This is a genomic window from Streptomyces sp. NPDC055254, assembly GCF_053606025.1.
On record NZ_JBSGQV010000024.1, the window covers coordinates 55991 to 76682 of the forward strand.

General features: G+C 71.4%; 19 protein-coding genes. 12 read left to right on the forward strand and 7 right to left on the reverse strand.

Annotation, left to right across the window (positions count from 1 at the left end; translation table 11 throughout):
• Positions 1 to 3 precede the first annotated feature (3 nt).
• The 3 genes from ACWFQ8_RS22105 to ACWFQ8_RS22115 form a co-directional block, all read right to left on the reverse strand.
• Positions 4 to 888: a DUF4429 domain-containing protein gene (locus tag ACWFQ8_RS22105; protein WP_453787977.1), complete on the reverse strand. Its 885-nt coding sequence runs from the start codon at positions 886 to 888 to the stop codon at positions 4 to 6.
• A gap of 75 nt (positions 889 to 963) precedes the next feature.
• Positions 964 to 2115: an alpha/beta hydrolase gene (locus ACWFQ8_RS22110; protein ID WP_453788012.1), complete on the reverse strand. Its 1152-nt coding sequence runs from the start codon at positions 2113 to 2115 to the stop codon at positions 964 to 966.
• Positions 2116 to 2345: 230 nt separating this feature from the next.
• A complete protein-coding gene (locus ACWFQ8_RS22115) occupies positions 2346 to 3056 on the reverse strand; it encodes a TetR/AcrR family transcriptional regulator (RefSeq protein ID WP_453787978.1) in 711 nt (236 codons plus the stop codon).
• 130 nt (positions 3057 to 3186) lie between these two features.
• On the opposite strand from ACWFQ8_RS22115, the gene ACWFQ8_RS22120 reads away from it, so the two are divergent.
• Entirely contained in the window at positions 3187 to 4794 is a 1608-nt protein-coding gene (locus tag ACWFQ8_RS22120) for an MFS transporter (RefSeq protein ID WP_453787979.1), read from the forward strand.
• 209 nt (positions 4795 to 5003) lie between these two features.
• Entirely contained in the window at positions 5004 to 5396 is a 393-nt protein-coding gene (locus ACWFQ8_RS22125; RefSeq protein WP_453787980.1) for a peptidase inhibitor family I36 protein, read from the forward strand.
• Here the strand turns inward: ACWFQ8_RS22125 and ACWFQ8_RS22130 are convergent.
• Both ACWFQ8_RS22130 and aceE read right to left on the reverse strand, forming a co-directional pair.
• Complete coding sequence (locus ACWFQ8_RS22130) at positions 5377 to 6228, reverse strand: potassium channel family protein (RefSeq protein ID WP_453787981.1); 852 nt, start codon at positions 6226 to 6228, stop codon at positions 5377 to 5379. The two genes, ACWFQ8_RS22125 and ACWFQ8_RS22130, sit on opposite strands and share 20 nt — an antisense overlap.
• An 83-nt stretch (positions 6229 to 6311) precedes the next feature.
• Positions 6312 to 9044, reverse strand: a complete 2733-nt coding sequence (gene aceE, locus ACWFQ8_RS22135; protein WP_453787982.1) for a pyruvate dehydrogenase (acetyl-transferring), homodimeric type — start codon at positions 9042 to 9044, stop codon at positions 6312 to 6314.
• 438 nt (positions 9045 to 9482) lie between these two features.
• Between aceE and ACWFQ8_RS22140 the strand changes: the two genes are divergently transcribed.
• The 6 genes from ACWFQ8_RS22140 (at position 9483) to ACWFQ8_RS22165 (ending at position 14006) form a co-directional block, all read left to right on the forward strand.
• Positions 9483 to 9914: a DUF3052 domain-containing protein gene (locus ACWFQ8_RS22140; RefSeq protein WP_030711344.1), complete on the forward strand. Its 432-nt coding sequence runs from the start codon at positions 9483 to 9485 to the stop codon at positions 9912 to 9914.
• 153 nt (positions 9915 to 10067) lie between these two features.
• A complete protein-coding gene (locus ACWFQ8_RS22145) occupies positions 10068 to 10526 on the forward strand; it encodes a peroxiredoxin (protein WP_453788013.1) in 459 nt (152 codons plus the stop codon).
• Positions 10527 to 10662: 136 nt separating this feature from the next.
• On the forward strand, positions 10663 to 11238 hold the full coding sequence (locus ACWFQ8_RS22150; protein ID WP_453787983.1) for a TerD family protein: 576 nt from the start codon (positions 10663 to 10665) through the stop codon (positions 11236 to 11238).
• Between the two features lie 186 nt (positions 11239 to 11424).
• A complete protein-coding gene (locus ACWFQ8_RS22155) occupies positions 11425 to 12000 on the forward strand; it encodes a TerD family protein (protein WP_453787984.1) in 576 nt (191 codons plus the stop codon).
• 34 nt (positions 12001 to 12034) lie between these two features.
• Positions 12035 to 13147, forward strand: coding sequence for a DUF475 domain-containing protein (locus tag ACWFQ8_RS22160; protein WP_453788014.1), 1113 nt, complete (start codon positions 12035 to 12037; stop codon positions 13145 to 13147).
• A gap of 118 nt (positions 13148 to 13265) precedes the next feature.
• A complete protein-coding gene (locus ACWFQ8_RS22165; RefSeq protein ID WP_453787985.1) occupies positions 13266 to 14006 on the forward strand; it encodes a TerD family protein in 741 nt (246 codons plus the stop codon).
• A gap of 64 nt (positions 14007 to 14070) precedes the next feature.
• Here ACWFQ8_RS22165 and ACWFQ8_RS22170 read toward each other — a convergent pair whose 3' ends face one another.
• Complete coding sequence (locus ACWFQ8_RS22170) at positions 14071 to 14817, reverse strand: TerD family protein (protein ID WP_453787986.1); 747 nt, start codon at positions 14815 to 14817, stop codon at positions 14071 to 14073.
• Between the two features lie 194 nt (positions 14818 to 15011).
• On the opposite strand from ACWFQ8_RS22170, the gene ACWFQ8_RS22175 reads away from it, so the two are divergent.
• From ACWFQ8_RS22175 to ACWFQ8_RS22190, 4 genes are read left to right on the forward strand one after another with little or no spacing between them, the layout of a single operon-like run.
• Positions 15012 to 16178, forward strand: coding sequence for an HpcH/HpaI aldolase/citrate lyase family protein (locus ACWFQ8_RS22175; protein WP_453787987.1), 1167 nt, complete (start codon positions 15012 to 15014; stop codon positions 16176 to 16178).
• 32 nt (positions 16179 to 16210) lie between these two features.
• On the forward strand, positions 16211 to 18748 hold the full coding sequence (locus ACWFQ8_RS22180) for a phosphoribosyltransferase (RefSeq protein ID WP_453788015.1): 2538 nt from the start codon (positions 16211 to 16213) through the stop codon (positions 18746 to 18748).
• Positions 18745 to 19575, forward strand: a complete 831-nt coding sequence (locus tag ACWFQ8_RS22185; protein ID WP_453787988.1) for an HAD family hydrolase — start codon at positions 18745 to 18747, stop codon at positions 19573 to 19575. The genes ACWFQ8_RS22180 and ACWFQ8_RS22185 overlap by 4 nt, the downstream gene beginning before the upstream one ends.
• Complete coding sequence (locus tag ACWFQ8_RS22190) at positions 19572 to 20231, forward strand: O-methyltransferase (protein WP_453787989.1); 660 nt, start codon at positions 19572 to 19574, stop codon at positions 20229 to 20231. The genes ACWFQ8_RS22185 and ACWFQ8_RS22190 overlap by 4 nt, the downstream gene beginning before the upstream one ends.
• Positions 20232 to 20389: 158 nt before the next feature.
• Here the strand turns inward: ACWFQ8_RS22190 and ACWFQ8_RS22195 are convergent, their stop codons facing one another.
• Positions 20390 to 20608, reverse strand: a complete 219-nt coding sequence (locus ACWFQ8_RS22195) for an FmdB family zinc ribbon protein (RefSeq protein WP_453787990.1) — start codon at positions 20606 to 20608, stop codon at positions 20390 to 20392.
• Positions 20609 to 20692: the final 84 nt, after the last annotated feature.

Here is a 20692-nt window from a genome sequence, read left to right on the forward strand (position 1 = left end):
CCCTCAGGAGTCCGGTGCCTCGGAGGCGAACCGGGCGCGCAGCGTCCCGTACTCGGCGTCCGTCAGCAGGCCCGCGCCGTGCAGCTCGCTCAGGTGCCGCAGCCGCTCGTCGCCGCAGCGGCCGTCCGCTCCGGCCGCGGCGCGGGCCGGGGGCACCGAGCCGACCGGGGTACGGCCGCGCAGTCCCTGCAGGACGGCCGCGGCGAACGGCAGCGACTCGTGCACCGACCCGTACCCGACGCCGAAGACCGCCGCCGCGAGGTCGTGGTCGGGGCGCGGGTCGGCGGCGCTCTGCCCGGGATCCCGAAGCAGGAGCCGCAGGTGGCCGCCGGGGCCTTCGGGGGAGCGCCACTCGACGCCCGTCACGTCGGAGAGCGGGTAACGCTGGTCGCACGCCTTCCACTTGGTGCTGGTGGCGCCGGTCCGGGACCAGTGGAAGGTGACGGCCGTTCCGTCGAAGGCCACCCGGGCGTCGTACGCCTTCAGCTGCACCGGCGGTCGCGGGACCTCGACGAGGAAGCGCGCGGCGGGCTCGGCGGCCTCCGCGCCCAGGCGGGAGCGGACCGCTTCGGCGAACGCCTCGGCCTGTCCGGCCCGGCCGCCCGGCAGCACGAGCCGGTACGGGTCGCACGTGTCCTTCAACTGCCCGGCGGCCGCCTCCATCAGCGGATCCGCCCCCGGCCGGGGCACGGCGCGCAGCACGACGGTGTCGCGTTTCCCTCCGCTCACGGTCACCCCGGACACCGCTTCCAGGGGGATTTGGCGCGAGCCCAGGGCCTGAAGGAGTCTCGGCGTCCTCGGCGTTCTCATCCCCCGTGCGAAGCGGATGAGCACCGAGTCCGAGTCGAACTCCCAGACGGCATGATTTCCGGCCAGTACGTCACCCATGCGGCACATGGTAAAGGGAGGCACCCTCGCGCGTCCCCTTCGTCGGGGAGACCGGATTTCCGGTCATGACACGCGTCAGTCCTGCTCCGCTCCGGAAATTTCCCTGCGGCAGGCGTCGTCGCCGGTCGCGCACACCAAGGAACCGAAGGCGCCGGTTCCGATCTTCGCGAAGTTCTCCACGGAGCCCGTACCTGGCGCGAAATAGCCCGTGTGGCTCCCGGCCCCGGCCGAGGACAGCAGCCGCGCGCCGAACTCCGGGGACACCGGGTCCGCCCCGTGCCCCAACCCGCCGACCTCCAGGTGCGGCACGTCCGCGATCCAGTCGCCCTCGTCCCGCATGGCCCACACCCGGGCCGAGGTGTGCAGCCCGGCCACGTTCTGCGCGCGCATCCCCGGGCTGCCCGCCACCACCACGTCCGTCACCCGGGCCGGCAGGTCGCGCGCGGCCACCCCGCACACCACCGAGCCGTAGCTGTGGCAGAAGAGCGCCACGCTCGCGGCCTTCGGCAGGCTCGCGGCCAACGACTCCAGCCGGGCGGCCCCGTCGACGGCCATCCGGCCGGTGGCTGCGTCCATGCCGACCCCGGTCGGCGCGGTGTAGCCGGCCCAGGCGATCACCGCGGTCCGGCCGGCGGGCGCGGCCGCGGCCTGGGCGTCGTACAGGGACCGGGCCATGCCGACGGGGGCGGTGAAGCGGCGCTGGGTGCGCTCGAAGGTGATCGCGTCGGTGTCGACGCCCGGGACGACCACCGAGACCCGGCGGGCCCGGTCGAGGTCGCCGAAGACCTCCGCGACGCGGCCACCGCCCGTGGGGTCGAAGGCGAGGATCTGCCGGCCGGGTTCGGCGAGCGAGGCGAAGCGGTGGGCGCGGCGGGTCGCCGCGGCCCGGTCGGCCGGGGTGAGGGTGACGTCGACACTGCGGGACCGCTCCACGCGCTCGGCGAGCTCCAGCCCGCGCACGTTGGCCCGGTAGCGGGTCGGGGCGGGGACCCCGTCGAGGTTGCCGACGACGAGGGGGTAGCCGTCGGCGAGCCGGGCCCGCTGGGCTCCGTCGAGGCCGGTGAAGAAGCGGGCCACGGTCCGTGCTGGGGCGTCGGCGGCGGGCACCGGGCGGCCGTCGATCCGGGCGGCCGCCCAGGCGGCGAGGGCCGCGGTCCGCAGCGGTGTGCCGCCCTCGGGGCGGTGCACGGCGGTCCAGCCGGTGGTCGCCAGCATGACGAAGACCACCGCGAGCGCGAGCAGGACGCGCAGGGCGGCGGGGCGCGGGTCGGCGCCGCGAGCGGTGGGGTGGGCGTGGCCGGGCAGGTTCACTGGGACCAGCGTAGGAGACCGTTTCGGGGGACGGCGCGCCGGGTGACGCGGTGCACGGCCGACCGTGGGACACGGCGGCGCCGGCGGCCGTGGCGGCCGCGGCGTCCGGGCGGGCAGCGCGGCACCGGACGCGGCGGCGAACGGGATCAGCGGCCGGCGCCGGCGGTCCGGGCCCGGTCCGCCATCGGTGCGCGGCGCCAGTCCGAGGCGAGCGCCGGGCCGATCTGGTCCAGGTACGCCTCGGTCATCCGCCGGATCGCGGCCACCGTGGTGTCCTCGCCCTGCCCCCACAGCCGCCCGGTCACCCGCATCACGCCGGAGAACGCGGCCACGGCCACCCGCGGCCGCGGATCGGCGTCCACGTCCAGGCCCTCGCGGTCGGCGATCAGCCGGGAGATCCGCTCCTCCAGCTCGGTCGAGCGCCGCAGGTGCACGGCGAGCAGCGCCGGGGTGGACTCGATCAGCCGGTAACTGCGCATGTAGAGGTCGACGGGGACCACCTCGGAGATGGCCTCCTCGACGGTGTCCCAGGCGGCGAGCACCGCGCCGCGCATGGCCTCGAAGGGGCCCTCGGCCGCGGGCCGGGCGCGCAGCTCGGCCACGAAGTGCGACTCCACCAGGTCCTGCACGGCGAAGGCGACCTCCTCCTTGCTGGTGAAGTACCGGAAGAAGGTGCGCTGGGAGACGTCCACGGCGTCGGTGATCTCGTCGACGGTGGTGTTCTCGTACCCCTGGGCGATGAAGAGGAGGAGGGCGGCGCGCAGCAGCGCGTCCCGGGTGCGCCGCTTCTTGCGCTCGCGCAGCCCGGCTCCGGCTCCGGCCGGCCGCGCGGGCGGCGCCGGCCGCTGGTCGGTCATCACCGCAAAGGTCCTTCCCCAGGGATTTTCTGACGCCGAGTGAGCGGTCAGGGTACCTGTGACCGACGTGACAGAGACTGCCGTGTTGAGCCGTCTGTGAACTGTCAGTCGCTGTCACTAGCCTGTTCGCATGACTAGTCAGATCACCGTCGACGACCCGGTACCCGCCAAGGAACCGGGCTCGGCACCGGCCCGCACCGGGCTGCGCGGTCACCCCTGGCTGACCCTCTTCGCCGTCGCGATCGGCGTCATGATGGTCACCCTGGACGGCACGATCGTGGCCGTCGCCAACCCCGCCATCCAGAAGGACCTCCTCGCCTCGCTCGCCGAGGTCCAGTGGATCACCAACGGCTACCTGCTGGCCCTCGCGGTCTCCCTGATCACCGCGGGCAAGCTCGGCGACCGCTTCGGCCACCGCCAGACCTTCCTCATAGGCATCGCCGGATTCGCGGTCTCCTCCGCCGCGATCGGCCTCTCCTCGGGCGTCGAGTTCGTCATCGGCTTCCGCGTCGCCCAGGGCCTCTTCGGCGCGCTGCTGATGCCGGCCGCGCTCGGCCTCCTGCGCGCCACCTTCCCCGCCGAAAAGCTCAACATGGCCATCGGCATCTGGGGCATGGTCATCGGCGCCTCCACCGCCGCCGGACCCATCGTCGGAGGCCTGCTCGTCGAGCACGTCAGCTGGCAGTCCGTCTTCTTCGTCAATGTGCCCGTCGGCATCCTCGCCCTCGTGTTCGGCCTGTTCATCCTGGTCGACCACCGGGCCGAGAACGCCCCCCGCTCCTTCGACGCCGTGGGCATCCTGCTCCTGTCGGGCGCGATGTTCTCGCTGATCTGGGCCCTGATCAAGGCCGCCGAGTGGGGCTGGGGAGACACCAGGACACTGCTCTTCCTCGGCGCGGCCGTGGTCTGCTTCGTGCTCTTCACCGTCTGGGAGAGCAGGGTCGGCGAACCGCTGATCCCGCTGGGCATGTTCCGCTCGCTGCCGCTGTCCGCGGGCACCGTGCTCATGGTGCTGATGGCCTTCGCCTTCATGGGCGGCCTCTTCTTCGTCACCTTCTACCTGCAGAACGTGCACGGCATGAGCCCGGTCGACAGCGGCCTGCACCTCCTCCCGCTGACCGGCATGATGATCGTCGGCTCCCCGCTGGCCGGCGCCGCGATCACCAAGGTCGGCCCGCGGATCCCGCTGGTCGCCGGGATGGCCGCCACCGCCGCCGCCTGCTTCGGGATGGCCCGGCTCACCACGGACACCGGCACCCTCACCATGTCCTTCTGGTTCGCCCTGCTCGGCCTCGGCCTCGCGCCCGTCATGGTCGGCGCCACCGAGGTCATCGTCGGCAACGCCCCGCTGGAGCTGTCCGGCGTGGCCGGCGGCCTCCAGCAGGCCGCCATGCAGGTCGGCGGCAGCCTCGGCACGGCCGTCCTCGGCGCGGTCATGGCCAGTACGGTCGGCAACTCGTTCGGGGACAACTGGCGGGCGGCGCAACTGCCCCCGCTCACGCCCGAGCAGCAGGAACTCGCCGAGAAGGGCGTCCAGGTCGGCATCGCCCCGGTCCCCGAGGGCGCCCCCGAGGGGGTCGCGCGGGCGATCACCGACGTCGCGCACGACACGTTCGTGTCCGGCATGGGCACCGCCTTCACCGTCGCCGGCGCCGTCGCGGTCCTCGCCGCCGTCGTCGCCTGCTTCACCAAGCGCGGTGAGAACGCCCCGGCGGGCGCGGGCGCGGCCCACGTCTGAGACCCCGGGTGCGCCCCCGGGACCCCTGCCGGAGGCGTCAACCCCGTACGTACGACAGCCCCGCCCGAGCACTCCGGCGGGGCTGTCGCCTATCCGGATGGACCCGCCCGGCGCCTCTTCCGCCCGGCCGTCCGCGCAGGTCAGCGTGGTGTCGTCGGAGCTTCGGCAACGGTCCGGGGCCTCCGCGTCAACGAAGGAGCCGATCTGTCATGCGTACGAGGAACAGCACACGCCTCACCACGTTCCTGGCCGCCGCCGCCCTGGCCGCGACCGCCCTCGTCCCGAGCACGGCCACCGAGGCGCACGCCGCGGGTCCGCCGCTGGGTGCCTGCGCCACCGGGCAGTTGTGCGTCTGGGCGAAGCCCGAGTTCAAGGGCACCCGCCAGGTCCACGAGCTCAGCACCCTCGACATCAACAGCTGCACAGCCCTGCCGGCCGGCAAGAGCGCGCAGTCCCTCGCCAACCGGACCGGCCGCCCCGTGACGACCTACCAGTCGGCCGAATGCGCCGAGACGGGCGAGTTCCAGACCTATCCGGGGGACGGGGTCTGGCTGCCCCAGTCGCCTTACCAGGTCAGGGCCTTCAAGGTGTGGGAGAGCTAGCGGCCGGTGGGCCGGGTGCCGGTCCCGGTGCCACCACCGGCACCGGGACCGGCACCGGAACCACCACCGGTGCCGGGACACCGCTCGCGGCCCGTGCCGGGACGCCGGCCGGGTCGCGCAGCCGGGCGACCTCCGCGCGCAGCGCCCGTACCTCACCGGTCAGTTCGGCGATCGCGGCGGTCTGCGCCCGCTCCACCCGGTCGTCGCGCTCGAAGCGGGAGATGAACCAGGCCGCGATGTTCGCGGTCACCACACCGAGGAGGGCGATCCCCGACAGCATCAGCCCCACCGCGAGCACCCGACCCAGCCCGGTGGTGGGGGAGTGGTCCCCGTAGCCGACGGTCGTCATGGTCGTGAAGCTCCACCACACCGCGTCCCCGAGATTGCGGATGTTGCCCTCCGGGGCGTCCCGCTCCACGCTCAGCACCGCCAGCGAGCCGAACATCAGCAGCCCGACCACCGCCCCCGCCACATAGGTGGTCAGCCGGATCTGCGGGGCCATCCGGGCCCGGCGACCCACCAGCAGCAGCGTGGAGACCAGCCGCAGCAGCCGCAGCGGCTGGATGAGCGGCAGCAGCACCGCCGCCAGGTCCAGCCAGTGCGTCCGTACGAAAGCCTTGCGCGCAGGTGACAGCCCCAGCCGCACCAGGTAGTCGGCCGCGAACGCCCCCCACACCACCCATTCGACGACCGTGCACGCCTTGTGCACCGACGCCTGCGCGTCCGGGACGACGATCGGCACGGCGTAGGCGACGGCGAAGGCCACGGCGAGGACGAGCAGCGGAGTCTGGCTCCGCCGCTCCCACAGCAACTGGCGGGAGGGTTCCTTCATGCCGAGCATCGTAAGGAACGCGTAAACGGCAGTGGCCCCCGGCATCCGCCGGGGGCCACCTCACACCGCTGCTGCCCGCACCGCTACGCGTCGCCGCCCGCCGCGCCCGGATCGGCGGCCGCCACGTCCAGCAGCTGGTACCGGTCCACAGCCTGCTTCAGCACCGACCGGTCGATGCGGCCGTCCTTGGCGAGCTCGGTGAGCGTCGCCAGGACCACCGACTGGGCGTCGATGTGGAAGAAGCGCCGGGCCGCACCGCGGGTGTCCGCGAAGCCGAAACCGTCCGCACCCAGCGAGGTGTACCGGCCGGGCACCCACCGCGAGATCTGGTCCGGGACCGCCCGCATCCAGTCCGAGACCGCCACGAACGGACCCTGCGCACCGGACAGCTTGCGCGTCACGTAGGGGACGCGCTGCTCCTCCTCTGGATGGAGCAGGTTGTACTCCTCGGCCTCCACGGCCTCGCGCCGCAGCTCGTTCCACGAGGTCGCCGACCACACGTCCGCCTTGACGTTCCAGTCCTCGGCCAGGATCCGCTGCGCCTCCAGCGCCCACGGCACGGCCACGCCCGAGGCCAGGATCTGCGCGCCGACGGTGCCCGACGCGCCCTCCGACACCCGGTGGATGCCCTGGAGGATGCCCTCCACGTCGACGCCCGCCGGCTCGGCCGGGTGCTGGATGGGCTCGTTGTAGACGGTCAGGTAGTAGAAGACGTCCTCGGCGTCCGGTCCGTACATCCGCCGCAGGCCGTCCTGGACGATGTGCGCGATCTCGTATCCGTAGGCCGGGTCGTACGCCACGCAGCCCGGGTTCGTCGAGGCGAGCAGCTGGGAGTGACCGTCCGCGTGCTGAAGGCCCTCACCCGTGAGGGTGGTCCGGCCCGCCGTGGCGCCGAGGACGAAACCGCGCGCGAGCTGGTCGGCCATCTGCCAGAACTGGTCACCGGTGCGCTGGAAACCGAACATCGAGTAGAAGACGTAGACCGGGATCAGCGGCTCGCCGTGCGTCGCGTACGCCGAACCGGCGGCGATCAGCGAGGCCGTGCAGCCCGCCTCCGAGATGCCGTCGTGCAGCATCTGGCCGGTCGGGGACTCCTTGTACGCGAGCAGCAGGTCGCGGTCGACCGCCTCGTACTGCTGGCCCAGCGGGTTGTAGATCTTGGCGCTCGGGAAGAAGGCGTCCATACCGAAGGTCCGGTACTCGTCGGGCGCGATCAGCACGAAGCGCTTGCCGATCTCCTTGTCCCGCATCAGGTCCTTGAGGATGCGGACGAAGGCCATCGTGGTGGCGATCGACTGCTGGCCCGAACCCTTCTTGGCCGCCGCGTACGTCTTCTCCTCCGGCAGCGGCAGCGGCTTCGCGCGCACCACGCGGGTCGGCACGTAGCCGCCGTGGGCGCTGCGCTGGTCGTGCATGTACTGGATCTCGGGCGAGTCGCGGCCCGGGTGGTAGTACGGCGGCGCGCCGCTCTCCAGCTGCTGGTCGGTGATCGGGATGTGCAGGCGGTCGCGGAAGCGCTTGAGGTCGTCGACCGTCAGCTTCTTCATCTGGTGCGTCGCGTTGCGGCCCTCGAAGTTCGGGCCGAGGGTCCAGCCCTTGACCGTCTGCGCCAGGATCACCGTCGGCTGGCCCTTGTGGGCCTTGGCCGCCGCGTACGCCGCGTAGACCTTCTTGTGGTCGTGACCGCCGCGGCCCAGGTGCTGGATCTGCTGGTCGGTCATGTTCTCGACCATCGCGCGCAGGCGGTGGTCACCGCCGAAGAAGTGCTCGCGGATGTACGCGCCCGACTCGGTGGCGTACGTCTGGAACTGCCCGTCCGGCGTCGTGTTCATCTTGTTGACCAGGATGCCGTCGCGGTCCTGCGCCAGCAGCGGGTCCCAGGAACGGTCCCAGATCAGCTTGATGACGTTCCAGCCGGCGCCCCGGAACTGCGACTCCAGCTCCTGGATGATCTTGCCGTTGCCGCGCACCGGGCCGTCGAGCCGCTGCAGGTTGCAGTTGACGACGAAGGTCAGGTTGTCCAGGCCCTCGCGGGCCGCGATCGACAGCTGGCCGAGCGACTCCGGCTCGTCCATCTCGCCGTCACCGAGATACGCCCAGACGTGGGACCTGGAAGTGTCCGCGATGCCGCGCGCCTCCATGTACCGGTTCATCCGCGCCTGGTAGATCGCACCGAGCGGGCCCAGACCCATCGAGACGGTCGGGAACTCCCAGAAGTCCGGCATCAGCCGCGGGTGCGGGTAGCTCGAAAGGCCGTAGGGGGCCTTCGACTTCTCCTGGCGGAACGCGTCGAGCTGCTGCTCGGTGAGCCGGTCCAGGAGGTAGGCGCGGGCGTAGATGCCGGGGGAGGCGTGGCCCTGGAAGAAGATCTGGTCGCCGCCGTCGCCCTCGTCCTTGCCCCGGAAGAAGTGGTTGAAGCCCACGTCGTAGAGGGAGGCCGACGAGGCGAAGGTGGCGATGTGGCCGCCGACGCCGATGCCGGGGCGCTGCGCGCGCGAGACCATGACGGCCGCGTTCCACCGGGTGGCGTTCAGGACCTTGCGCTCGATCTCCTCGTTGCCGGGGAAGAACGGCTCGTCCTTGGTGGCGATCGTGTTGACGTAGTCCGTGCTGCGCATCTCCGGCACGGCGACGCGCTTCTCGCGGGCCCGCTCGATCAGCCGCAGCATCAGGTAGCGGGCGCGCTCGCGGCCCCGCTCGTCGACGGCGGCGTCCAGGGAGTCGAGCCACTCCTGCGTCTCCTCCGGATCGAAGTCCGGGACCTGACTCGGGAGGCCGCCAATGATGATCGGATTGCGATCGGATGCGGAAGCCACGCTGTTCCTTCGCTGTCGGGGGAGTCGTGCTCGGGTGCGCCGCCTCCCATGCTCTTACGCCGGACCCTAATCGTCATCTTTACCGCCGGGTAACCCGTGCGGCGGGCGAGGTCCGCGGTTCGGGGGGATCATGGGTGGACCGGCCAAACCGCAACCTTACGCCCAAGCCGGGCATCGATTTCGTAAGGCCGTTCGTCCCTCAAACAGGTAGGAAAGTCCCCAAGCGATGCCGAATGAGCTGCAATGGTGTGGGATGAATCACGGCAGGCGTGCGCGAGGAGGCCGAAACTTGCGGCGAGACGGCCGCAATCGTCACCGTTTCGACGGTCTCGGCGGCCGGGTACTTGCGCGATCCGCCCCGCCCGTGTGGACTACGCCCCATGCTGCGCGTACGCGCGCCGCCGAAGACATTCACCGAACATGAGCAGGAGGCACCCCGTGAGCGCGACCGCGGACCACGCGGAGAGCCTGGCCGCCCGGCTGGGTTTCCAGTCCGAACAGGTGGTCCAGGAGATCGGCTACGACGACGACGTCGATCAGGAATTCCGTGAGTCCATCCAGGACCACATCAGCAACGACCTCGTCGACGAGGAGTACGACGACGTTGCCGATGCGGTGCTGCTGTGGTTCCGGGAGGAAGACGGCGATCTGACCGACACGCTGGTCGACGCCACAGAGCTGGTCGAGGACGGCGCACTGATCCTGCTGCTGACCCCCAAGACGGGCCGCCCCGGCTACGTCGAGGCCAGCGACATCAGCGAGGCCGCCGAGACCGCCGGCCTTTCGCAGACCAGGAGCATCAGTGTGGGCAAGGAATGGGCGGCCACCAAGCTGGTGACGCCCAAGACCGCCGCCAAGTCCAAGCGCTGAGCCGCGCCCGCAGCAGAGCGGACACGCAACCGCACCCCGCCGACCAGGTGACCCCGGTCGGCGGGGTGCGTGCGTTCACGGCGGGGCCGCCCCTAGGCTGGGCCTCACCCGAACGGCCCAACGCACTGAAGCAGGAACGAAGGGATGCGAGAGATGGCGATCGAGGTCGGCGACAAGGCCCCGGACTTCGAGCTCAAGGACAACCACGGTGCCACCGTGCGGCTCTCCGACTTCCGGGGGGAGAAGGCCGTCGTGCTGCTCTTCTACCCGTTCGCCTTCACCGGCGTCTGCACCGGAGAGCTGTGCGAGCTGCGCGACCAGCTGCCCCGCTTCCAGAACCAGGACGTCCAGCTCCTCGCGGTCTCCAACGACTCCGTGCCGACCCTGCGGGTCTTCGGCGAGCAGGAGGACCTGGACTACCCGCTCCTGTCGGACTTCTGGCCGCACGGGAAGACCTCGCGCGCGTACGGCGTCTTCGACGAGGACAAGGGCTGCGCGGTCCGCGGCACCTTCATCATCGACAAGGACGGCGTGGTGCGGTGGACCGTCGTCAACGGCCTGCCCGACGCGCGTGACCTGAACGAGTACATCAAGGCCCTCGACAGCCTCTGAGGCCCGTCGTCGGCTCACCGCCGCAGTTCCCCGCGAAAACCGCTTGCGGGCGGGAACCCGTCACTAGGATCGAAACGTTGATCCGGTAGCAAACGCACGACGGGGCACCGCCCCACACGAAACCTATGGAGGACCCGTGGGAGTCAGCCTCAGCAAGGGCGGCAACGTCTCGCTGACCAAGGCCGCGCCTAACCTGACGGCGGTCATCGTCGGTCTGGGCTGGGACGCTCGCACCACCACCGGTGTCGACTTCGACCTCGACGCCAGCGCGATCCTGACCAGCGACCAGGGCAAGGTCGCCAGCGACGCGAACTTCGTGTTCTTCAACAACCTGAAGAGCCCCGACGGCTCGGTCGAGCACACCGGTGACAACACCACCGGAGAGGGCGAGGGCGACGACGAGGCCATCAAGGTCAACCTCGCCGGTGTCCCCGCCGATGTCGCCAAGATCGTCTTCCCGGTCTCGATCTACGAGGCCGAGAGCCGCCAGCAGAGCTTCGGCCAGGTCCGCAACGCGTACATCCGCGTCGTGAACCAGGCCGACAACACCGAGCTCGCCCGCTACGACCTCTCCGAGGACGCCTCGACCGAGACGGCCATGGTCTTCGGCGAGCTCTACCGCAACGGCGCGGAGTGGAAGTTCCGCGCCATCGGCCAGGGCTACGCCTCCGGCCTGCGCGGCATCGCGCAGGACTTCGGCGTCAACGTCTGAGCCTCTGAGCCCGTAGTAGTAGTCCGTCCGTCCGGCGCCGTGCACTGTGTGTACGGCGCCGGACCGGCTTTGGCGGCCGGGCCCGCTCCGGCGGCTGTGCCCGCCTTGCCCGCTCCACGCGCTTCACCCGCTCTGCCGGCGTACCGCGCCGCACCCGCAACACCGTCGTCCGGGGAGGACCACAACATGGGCGTCACACTCGCCAAGGGGGGCAATGTCTCCCTCTCCAAGGCCGCACCGAACCTCACCAGGATCCTGATCGGCCTCGGCTGGGACGCACGCTCGACCACGGGGGCCGACTTCGACCTCGACGCCAGCGCACTGCTGTGCAACAGCGGCCGGGTGCTGGGGGACAGCTACTTCGTCTTCTACAACAACCTGATGAGCCCCGACGGCTCCGTGGAACATACGGGCGACAACCTCACCGGCGAGGGCGACGGGGACGACGAGACCATCATCATCGACCTCACCAAGGTCCCGGAGAACGTGGACAAGATCGTCTTCCCGGTCTCGATCCACGACGCGGACAACCGCCGCCAGAGCTTCGGCCAGGTCAGCAACGCCTACATCCGCGTCGTGAACCAGGCGGACGGGCAGGAGTTGGCCCGCTACGACCTCTCCGAGGACGCCTCCAGCGAGACCGCGATGATCTTCGGCGAGGTCTACCGGTACGGAGGCGAATGGAAGTTCCGGGCCGTGGGGCAGGGGTACGCGTCGGGGCTGCGGGGCATCGCTCTAGACTTCGGGGTCAACGTTTCGTAAAGCCGCAACAAGACGTATGGGGTGTCAGGTGCCAGTGGTTCTGAAAACCTTCGGCTGGTCGTTCGCCATCACGGCGCTCGGCCTCGCCTTTGCCGCGTGGCAGTGGGGGTGGGAGGCGTTCGGGGTCGTACTGATCCTGTCGATCCTCGAAATCTCGCTGTCCTTCGACAACGCGGTCGTCAATGCCGGAATCCTGAAGAAGATGAACGCCTTCTGGCAGAAGATCTTCCTCACTATCGGCATTCTGATCGCCGTCTTCGGTATGAGGCTGGTCTTCCCGGTGGCGATCGTCGCCATCAGTGCCAAGGTCGGCCCCATCGAGGCCATCCAGTTGGCCCTGGACCACCCCGAGCAGTACGAGGCCCTGGTCACCGACGCGCACCCGGCCATCGCCGCCTTCGGTGGCATGTTCCTGCTGATGATCTTCCTCGACTTCGTCTTCGAGGACCGGGAGCACAAGTGGCTCTCCTGGCTGGAGCGCCCGCTGGCCAAGCTCGGCAAGGTCGACATGCTGTCGGTCTGCATCGCCCTCATCGCCCTGCTCGTCTCGGCGATGACCTTCGCGGTCAACGCGCACACCAGCACCGGCCACGCGGACAAGTCCGCCACCGTGCTGCTCGCCGGCGTCGCCGGTCTGATCACGTACCTCGTCGTCGGCGGCCTCTCCTCGTTCTTCGAGGACAAGCTGGAGGAGGAAGAGGAGCGCGAGCACGAAGAGGAGGTGCAGGCCGCGGCCGCGGGCAAGCCCGTCTCCGCCGTCGGACTGGCCGGCAAGGCCGCCTTCTTCCTCTTCCTCTACCTTGAGGTCCTCGACGCCTCGTTCTCCTTCGACGGGGTCATCGGCGCCTTCGCCATCACCAACCACATCTTCTGGATGGCGCTCGGCCTCGGCATCGGCGCCATGTACGTCCGGTCGCTCACGGTCTATCTGGTCCGCCAGGGCACCCTCGACGACTACGTCTACCTGGAGCACGGTGCGCACTACGCGATCGGTGCGCTCGCGGCCATCCTGCTGATCACCATCCAGCACGAGATCAGCGAGATCATCACCGGCCTCATCGGCGTGGTGCTGATCGCGGCCTCCTTCTGGTCCTCGGTGCGCCGCAACAAGCGCCTCGAACTGGAGGACTCCGCCGCGAAGGCATGATCGCGGCGGTAATGCGGAACGCTCCATGGCGGGGCGGCCGGGCGGGTCCGAGGACCCGGCGGGCCGCCCCGCTTCCGTAGGGACGCAAGGGGACGAAAAAGGAGCCAGGGGGCAGGGGATGGGTTTCTTCGACGGCATCAGGGGCAGCCGGGCGGTGCACTTCCAGTCGGGCAGTGCCTCGTCGAACGCGATCGAGCTGACCAAGCGGCATCCGACCGTGTCGCTCACCAAACAGGGGGCGGTCCACGGCAATCTGCGCGTGAACCTCTCCTGGCGCATGCGCACCTCGGACATCGGCGGTCGCAGCGGCCAGAGCGGCCAGCTCTTCCGGCATCCGTTCAAGCTGTTCAAGCCCGACATGGTGCAGGCGCACACCCAGGGCATGGTCAACGTCGACCTCGACATGGGCTGCCTGTACGAACTGACCGACGGCACCCGGGGCGCCGTGCAGCCCCTGGGGAACCTGCTCGGCGACATCAACGACCCGCCGTACGTCAAGCTCAGCGGGGACGACCGGTTCGGCTCGGCCTCCGGCGAGACCCTCTACGTCAACCTCGACCACGCGGACGAGATCAAACGGCTGCTGGTCTTCGTCTACATCTACGACCAGACCCCGGCCTTCGACCGGACGCACGCCATGGTGACCCTCTACCCCGTCACGGGGCCGCGGATCGAGATCCCGCTGGAGGAGCGGCAGCCCCAGGCCCGGTCCTGCGCGGTGGTCTCGCTGGAGAAGGTCAAGGGCGAGCTCGTCGTGCGGCGCGAGGTGAAGTTCGTCTACGGGTTCCAGGCCGAGCTGGACCGGCTGTACGGCTGGGGGCTCCAGTGGGGGCGGGGCTACAAGTCCACCAAAGCCTGACGGCCCCGCGCGCGCCCCTGCCGGGGCCCGCGCCGGGGACCTGCCCCGCCCGCACCGGGGCCCGTCAGCGGCGGATGAACTGCGGACCCTGCACCGGCAGCCGGAACGACGGATCGCCGCCCGGTCCCGGCACCGGGACCGGGGAGACCGGCTGCGGGTACCCGTACGCGGGCGGATCGGCCGGCGGGGCCTGCGTGGGCGGCGCCATCGCGGCCGTCTGCTCGGAGGTGGGCCCCGGGGCCGGGCTCGCGGCGGCCTCGCCCGCGCTGTCGTCGACCGAGATGCCGTGGTCCGTCGCCAGCCCGATCAGCCCGTCGGAGTAACCCTCGCCGAGCGCGCGGAACTTCCACCCCTCGCCCCTGCGGTACAGCTCCCCGCAGATCAGCGCCGTCTCGGCGCCCGTCTCGGGCCGTACGTCGAAGAAGGCCAGCGGCTCGGAGGCCCCGGTCGCGGTGGCGTCGTAGAGCAGGATCCGCAGGTCGCGGACGTGCTGGAAGGGGACGTCCTCCGCGGAGGCGACCACCAGGATGCGGTCCACCGCCGGGGTCACCGTCCGCAGATCGGCCTGCACGGCGTCGGTGACCGCCTCGCCGAGCTGCTTCTTGCCCAGGCGCCACACCGCCCCCGAGGGGTGGCGGGGCTGGTTGTAGAACACGAAGTCCTCGTCCGAACGCACCCGGCCGTCCGCGCCCACGAGCAGCGCGGAGGCGTCCACGTCCGGTACCTCGGGGCCGCTGGTCCAGCGCAGCACCGCCCGCACCGCCACGGCGGTCACCGGGATGTTCGAGCCCTTCTGCATCGCGTGCGTCATGCCCGTCATCCTGCCCTCCCCGGGTGGATCGGGACAATGCGGCCCCCCGGTGGGCCTTGTTTAGAACGGGAGAGCTGGGCATGGTGCAAGAGGGTTACCTGAACTTCATGTGCTTGAGGAACTTACGACTTACGTTCGTACGTACTATTACCGGCCACGCCAGTTGGGCCGCCGAGGCAGTACGAGGGAAGCGCATGCGTCACTTCGGGCACATATCGCCCACCGTCCGAAAGGACCTCTTCCATCAGGAACCGGCGGAGTTCACCGGAGCCTCGCCCGTCCGCACGCTGGCCGCCGCCCTGGGTGCCACCCTGTACAGCCCCGCCACCCGCCCCAGACTCGCCGACGACATCCGCAAGCAGGCCGGCCGCGGAGTCGTCTCCATGGTCCTCTGCCTGGAGGATTCCATCAGCGACGCGGACGTCGCCGGGGGCGAGGAGAACCTCGTACGGCAGTTCGCCGAGCTCGACGCGGACGAGACCGAGCTTCCGCTGCTGTTCGTCCGGGTGCGTACGCCCGAGCAGATACCCGACCTCGTACGCCGCCTGGGCGGCTCCGCGCGCAGACTGGCCGGATTCGTACTTCCCAAATTCACGGAGAGCCGCGGTACCGCCTTCCTGGACGCGGTCGCCCAGGCGGAGTCCGCCTGCGGGCTGCCCCGTCTGTATGCCATGCCCGTCCTGGAGACCCCCGACCTCCTCCACCTGGAAACCCGGGTGGAGTCCCTCGCCGGCATCTCCCGCACGGTCAACCGGTACCGCGAGCGGGTCCTGGCCCTGCGCCTCGGCGTGACCGACTTCTGCTCGGCGTACGGCCTGCGCCGCACCCCCGACATGACCGCCTACGACGTCCAGATCGTGGCCGGGGTCATCGCGGACGTCGTCAACGTCCTCAGCCGCGCGGACGGCACCGGTTTCACCGTCACCGGCCCGGTATGGGAGTACTTCCGCAGCCAGCAGCGCCTCTTCAAGCCCCAGCTGCGCCGCAGCCCCTTCCTGGAGGAGGGCGTGGAGGAGCTGCGCACCGCCCTGATCGAGCACGACCTCGACGGGCTGCTGCGCGAGATAGAACTCGACCGGGCCAACGGACTGCTCGGAAAAACCTGCATTCACCCGGCCCACGTCACGCCCGTGCACGCCCTGTCAGTGGTCTCCCACGAGGAGTTCAGTGACGCCCAGGACATCCTGCGACCCGAGCGCGGCGGTGGCGGAGTGATGCGTTCCGCCTATACGAACAAGATGAACGAGGTGAAGCCCCACCGGGCCTGGGCCGAGCGCACCATGCAGCGCGCCGAGGTCTTCGGTGTGGCGAAGGAGGAGGTCGGCTTCGTCGACCTGCTCACGGCCGGGCTCCAGGTGTGAGCCCGTCCTTGACGACGAGGAAAGGCAAGACGATCGAAGCGGTGTGGTCGGGAACCTGGGTCGCGGACCGGCTGGGCGTACGCCTGGAGGAGGCCCCCGGGGCCGTCTCCGGGGCCGCCGGGCCCGGAGCGCCGCGCCTCGCGGAACTGCTCGGGCTCGCGCTGCGGCGCAACCCCAAGCGGGCGCACCTGCTCGTCTCGCAGGTGCTGGGCAAACACGTCCCGCAGTCCCCGCAGGCCGTCTACGCCGCCGGCCACGGGCTCGGCGTACGGGTCCGCGAGCTGCTCGGCACCACCGCCGCGGCCCGCGCCGTGGTCCTCGGCTACGCCGAGACCGCCACCGGACTCGGCCACTGCGTCGCCGACGGCTTGGGCACCGCCCCCTACCTGCACTCCACCCGCCGGCCCGTGCCCGGCCTGGAGCCCGCCGGAGGCTTCGAGGAGGCCCACTCCCACGCCACGTCGCACCTGCTGCTGCCCGAGGACCGTGCCCTCCTCGCCGGCAGCGGGCCGCTCGTCCTCGTGGACGACGAGTTCTCCACCGGCAACACCGTCCTCAACACCATCCGCGACCTGCACGCCCGCCACCCCCGCGCGCACTACGTGGTGGTCGCCCTCGTCGACATGCGCTCCCCGACCGACCGCGACCGGCTCACCGCCTTCGCCGCCGAGATCGGCGCGCGCGTCGACCTCGTGGCGCTGGCGTCGGGCACCGTGTCCCTCCCGGAGGGCGTGCTGGCCAAGGGTCGGGCCCTGGTCGAGGAGTACGAGGCCCGGGAGGCCGCGCAGGCCCGGGAGCAGGCGCAGGCCGGGGACGGGGCGCAGGCCGCGGCGGCAGGCGCCGGGACTTCCGCCGCCGACCCGAGCCCGGAGCACGACGCCACCTGGCAGCCGGTCGCCCTCGACTGGCCCGCCGGCGTCCCCGACGGCGGGCGGCACGGCTTCACCCCCGCCCACCGCACCGCGCTCGACACCGCGCTGCCCCACCTCACCCGGCAGCTCACCGACGCCCTCGGCCCGCGGCCCGGCCGCATCCTCGTCCTGGGCAACGAAGAGCTGATGTACGCGCCGCTGCGCCTCGCCAAGGCGCTGGAGGAGACGGGCACGGCCGAGGCGGTCCGCTTCTCCACCACCACCCGTTCACCGGTGCTCGCCGTCGACGACCCCGGATACGCCATCCGCACCCGGCTCGTCTTCCCCGCCCACGACACCCCCGCCGACGGACCCGGCGACCGGTACGCCTACAACGTCGCCGGAGCCGGCTTCGACACCGTCCTCGCCGTCGTCGACTCCGTCGGCGACACCCCCGAGCTGCGCACCGGTCTCCTGGCCCGCCTCGCCCCGCACGCCGGCCGGGTCCTGCTCGCCGTCGTACCGTCCCACACCCCCCGAGCCACCACCCCCGAAGCCTCCGACCGGCAGGAGCCGATCATGTCCGAGCCCCTGCGCGGCCCCGCCTTCTCCTCGTACGCGCCCGAGGACGTCGGCTGGCTGCTCCAGGACTTCTCCGAGGTCGAACTGGAGGCCCCGACCGAGGAGCGCGAGGAGGCCATCCAGGCGGGCGGTGCGCACTACGCCGAGTCCCTCCCGGTCGAGTACCAGCCGTCCCCCCAGTACCAGGAGCTCTACCAGAGCGCCCTCACCGCGTCCGCCGCCCGCATAGCCCGGGCCGTCGGCACCGTCACCGAGACCGTCCTCGCCGAACGCTCCCCGTCCCCCGTCCTCGTCTCCCTGGCCCGCGCCGGCACCCCCGTCGGCGTGCTGATGCGCCGCTGGGCGCAGGCCCGGCACGGCCTGGACCTCCCGCACTACGCCGTCTCCATCGTGCGCGGCCGCGGCATCGACGCCAACGCCCTGCGCTGGCTGGCCGCCCACCACGACCCGGCCGACATCGTGTTCGTCGACGGCTGGACCGGCAAGGGCGCCATCACCCGCGAGCTCAAGGCCGCCCTCGCGGACTTCCCCGGCTTCGACCCCGAGATCGTCGTCCTCGCCGACCCCGGCTCCTGCGTCCCCACGTACGGCACCCGCGAGGACTTCCTGATCCCCTCCGCCTGTCTCAATTCCACCGTCTCCGGTCTCATCTCGCGTACGGTGCTCAGGTCCGACCTGGTCGGACCCGCCGACTTCCACGGCGCGAAGTTCTACCGCGAGCTCGCCGGGGCCGACGTCTCCGTCGCCTTCGTCGACACCGTCGCCGCCCACTTCGACGAGGTGGCCGACGCCGTCGCCGACGAGGTCAAGGAGATGCTCGCGGCCGACCGCACCCCGACCTGGGAGGGCTGGGCGGCGGTCGAGCGGATCAGCGAGGAGTACGGCATCCACGACGTCAACCTGGTCAAGCCCGGAGTCGGCGAGACCACCCGGGTGCTGCTCCGCCGCGTCCCGTGGAAGATCCTGGCGCAGCGCGGCGCCGGGGCGGACCTGGACCACGTACGGCTGCTCGCCGAGCAGCGCGGGGTCCCCGTGGAAGAGGTCGACGGACTGCCGTACACGTGCGTCGGACTCATCCACCCCCGATTCACGCGCGGCGCCACCGGCGCCGACGGAAAGGCTGTGGCCTCGAAGTGACTGTCCTGATAGCCAGCGATCTCGACCGCACGCTCATTTACTCGGCGGCCGCCCTCGGCCTGACGATGCCCGACCCGGTGGCGCCCCGGCTGCTGTGCGTCGAGGTGCACGAGAGCAAGCCGCTGTCCTACATGACGGAGGCGGCGGCGGCACTGCTGGCGGAACTGACCGCCGACCCGTCGGTCGTCTTCGTCCCGACGACCACCCGCACGCGCAAGCAGTACCAGCGCATCCGCTTCCCCGGACGGCCGATCCGCTACGCGATCTGCGCCAACGGAGGCCAGTTGCTGGTGGACGGCGTACCGGACCGCGACTGGCGGCGGCAGGTCGCCGCGCGCCTGGCCGAGGAGTGCGCCCCCCTGGCGGAGGTGCACGCCCACCTGCTGGCCGTGGCGGACCCGGCGTGGCTGCGCAAGGCGCGGCTGGCCGAGGACCTCTTCGCGTACCTCGTCGTCGAACGCGCCGAGGTCCCCGAGGAGTGGGTCAAGTCCCTCGCCCGGTGGGCGGAGGAGCGGGGCTGGACCGTCTCCCTCCAGGGTCGCAAGATCTACGCCGTGCCGCGGCCGCTGACCAAGAGCTCGGCCATGCGCGAGGTGGCCCGCCGGACCGGAGCCACCGCGACGCTCGCCGCGGGCGACTCGCTCCTCGACGCCGACCTGCTGCTGGCGGCGGACGCGGCCTGGCGGCCGGGCCACGGCGAACTCGCGGACGCCGGCTGGACGGCGCCCGCGGTGACGGCCCTCGCCACGGCGGGGGTCCTGGCCGGAGAGGAAATCGTCCGCGAGTTCACCCGCGAGGCGGGGCGGCTCGGCACACTGGGCGCATGACCAAGGGCAACAGCACCAAGATCACTGACGAGCTCTACCGGTACATGCTCGCCCACAACCCCCCGCTGGACGAGATCCAGCGGGGGCTGGTGGCGACCACCTACGAGAAGTTCCCCGATGTCGCCGGAATGCAGTCGGCGGAGGAGCAGGGCCCCCTGCTGGCCTTCCTGGTCCGGTTGACGGGCGCCCGCCACATCGTGGAAGTCGGCACCTTCACCGGCTTCTCGGCCCTGTCCATGGCGCAGGCGCTGCCCGAGGGCGGCCGCCTCATCGCCTGCGACGTCTCGCACGAGTGGACGACGTACGGCAGGCGGGCATGGGAGGCGGCCGGCGTCGCCGACCGCATCGAGCTGCGCATCGCCCCGGCGCTGGACACGCTCCGCGCGATGCCGGCGGAGCCGCACATCGACCTCGCCTACGTGGACGCCGACAAGGAGAACCAGATCGCGTACTGGGAGGAGCTGGTGCCCCGGCTCCGCCCGGGCGGCCTGATCGTCACGGACAACACGCTGTACCACGGCACCGTCCTCGACGAGTCGGCCACCGGCTCGGCGGCGGGCGTGCGCGCCTTCAACGACCACGTCTCGGCGGACCCGCGGATGGACTCCGTCCTGCTGGCGATCTCGGACGGCCTCACCTTGTCGCGCAAGCGCTGACGCGTCGGCGCCCATGCTGAGGCCGCGGCGGCCGGGACAGCCGGGATGCGGCGGGGCGGCCGGGGGGCGGCCGGGTAGCGGGTTGTGGGCGGGCGGCGGCCGGGTGTGGCCGGCCGGGCCGTGGCTCAGGCGGCGGTGGGCTCAGCTGGGCGGCGGGCTCAGCCGCAGCCGCCACCGCCGCAGCAGCCCCCGCCACCGCCCATGGACGGAGCGGGCGCCGGTCCGCTGCTGGAGCCGCCCACGGCGACCGCGGACAGCAGCTTGACGGTGTCGGCGTGCCCGGCGGGGCAGTCGGCGGGGGCGGACGACTCGGCCATGGGCCGGCTGACCTCAAAGGTGTCGTCACAGGTCCGGCAGCGGTACTCGTATCGAGGCATGCGCACAGGCTAAGCCGCCGGGCCCGCCACGGGAATCCCCACCCCCGGAGCGCCCGCGAACGGCCTACGCCGGCCGGGCGTGCG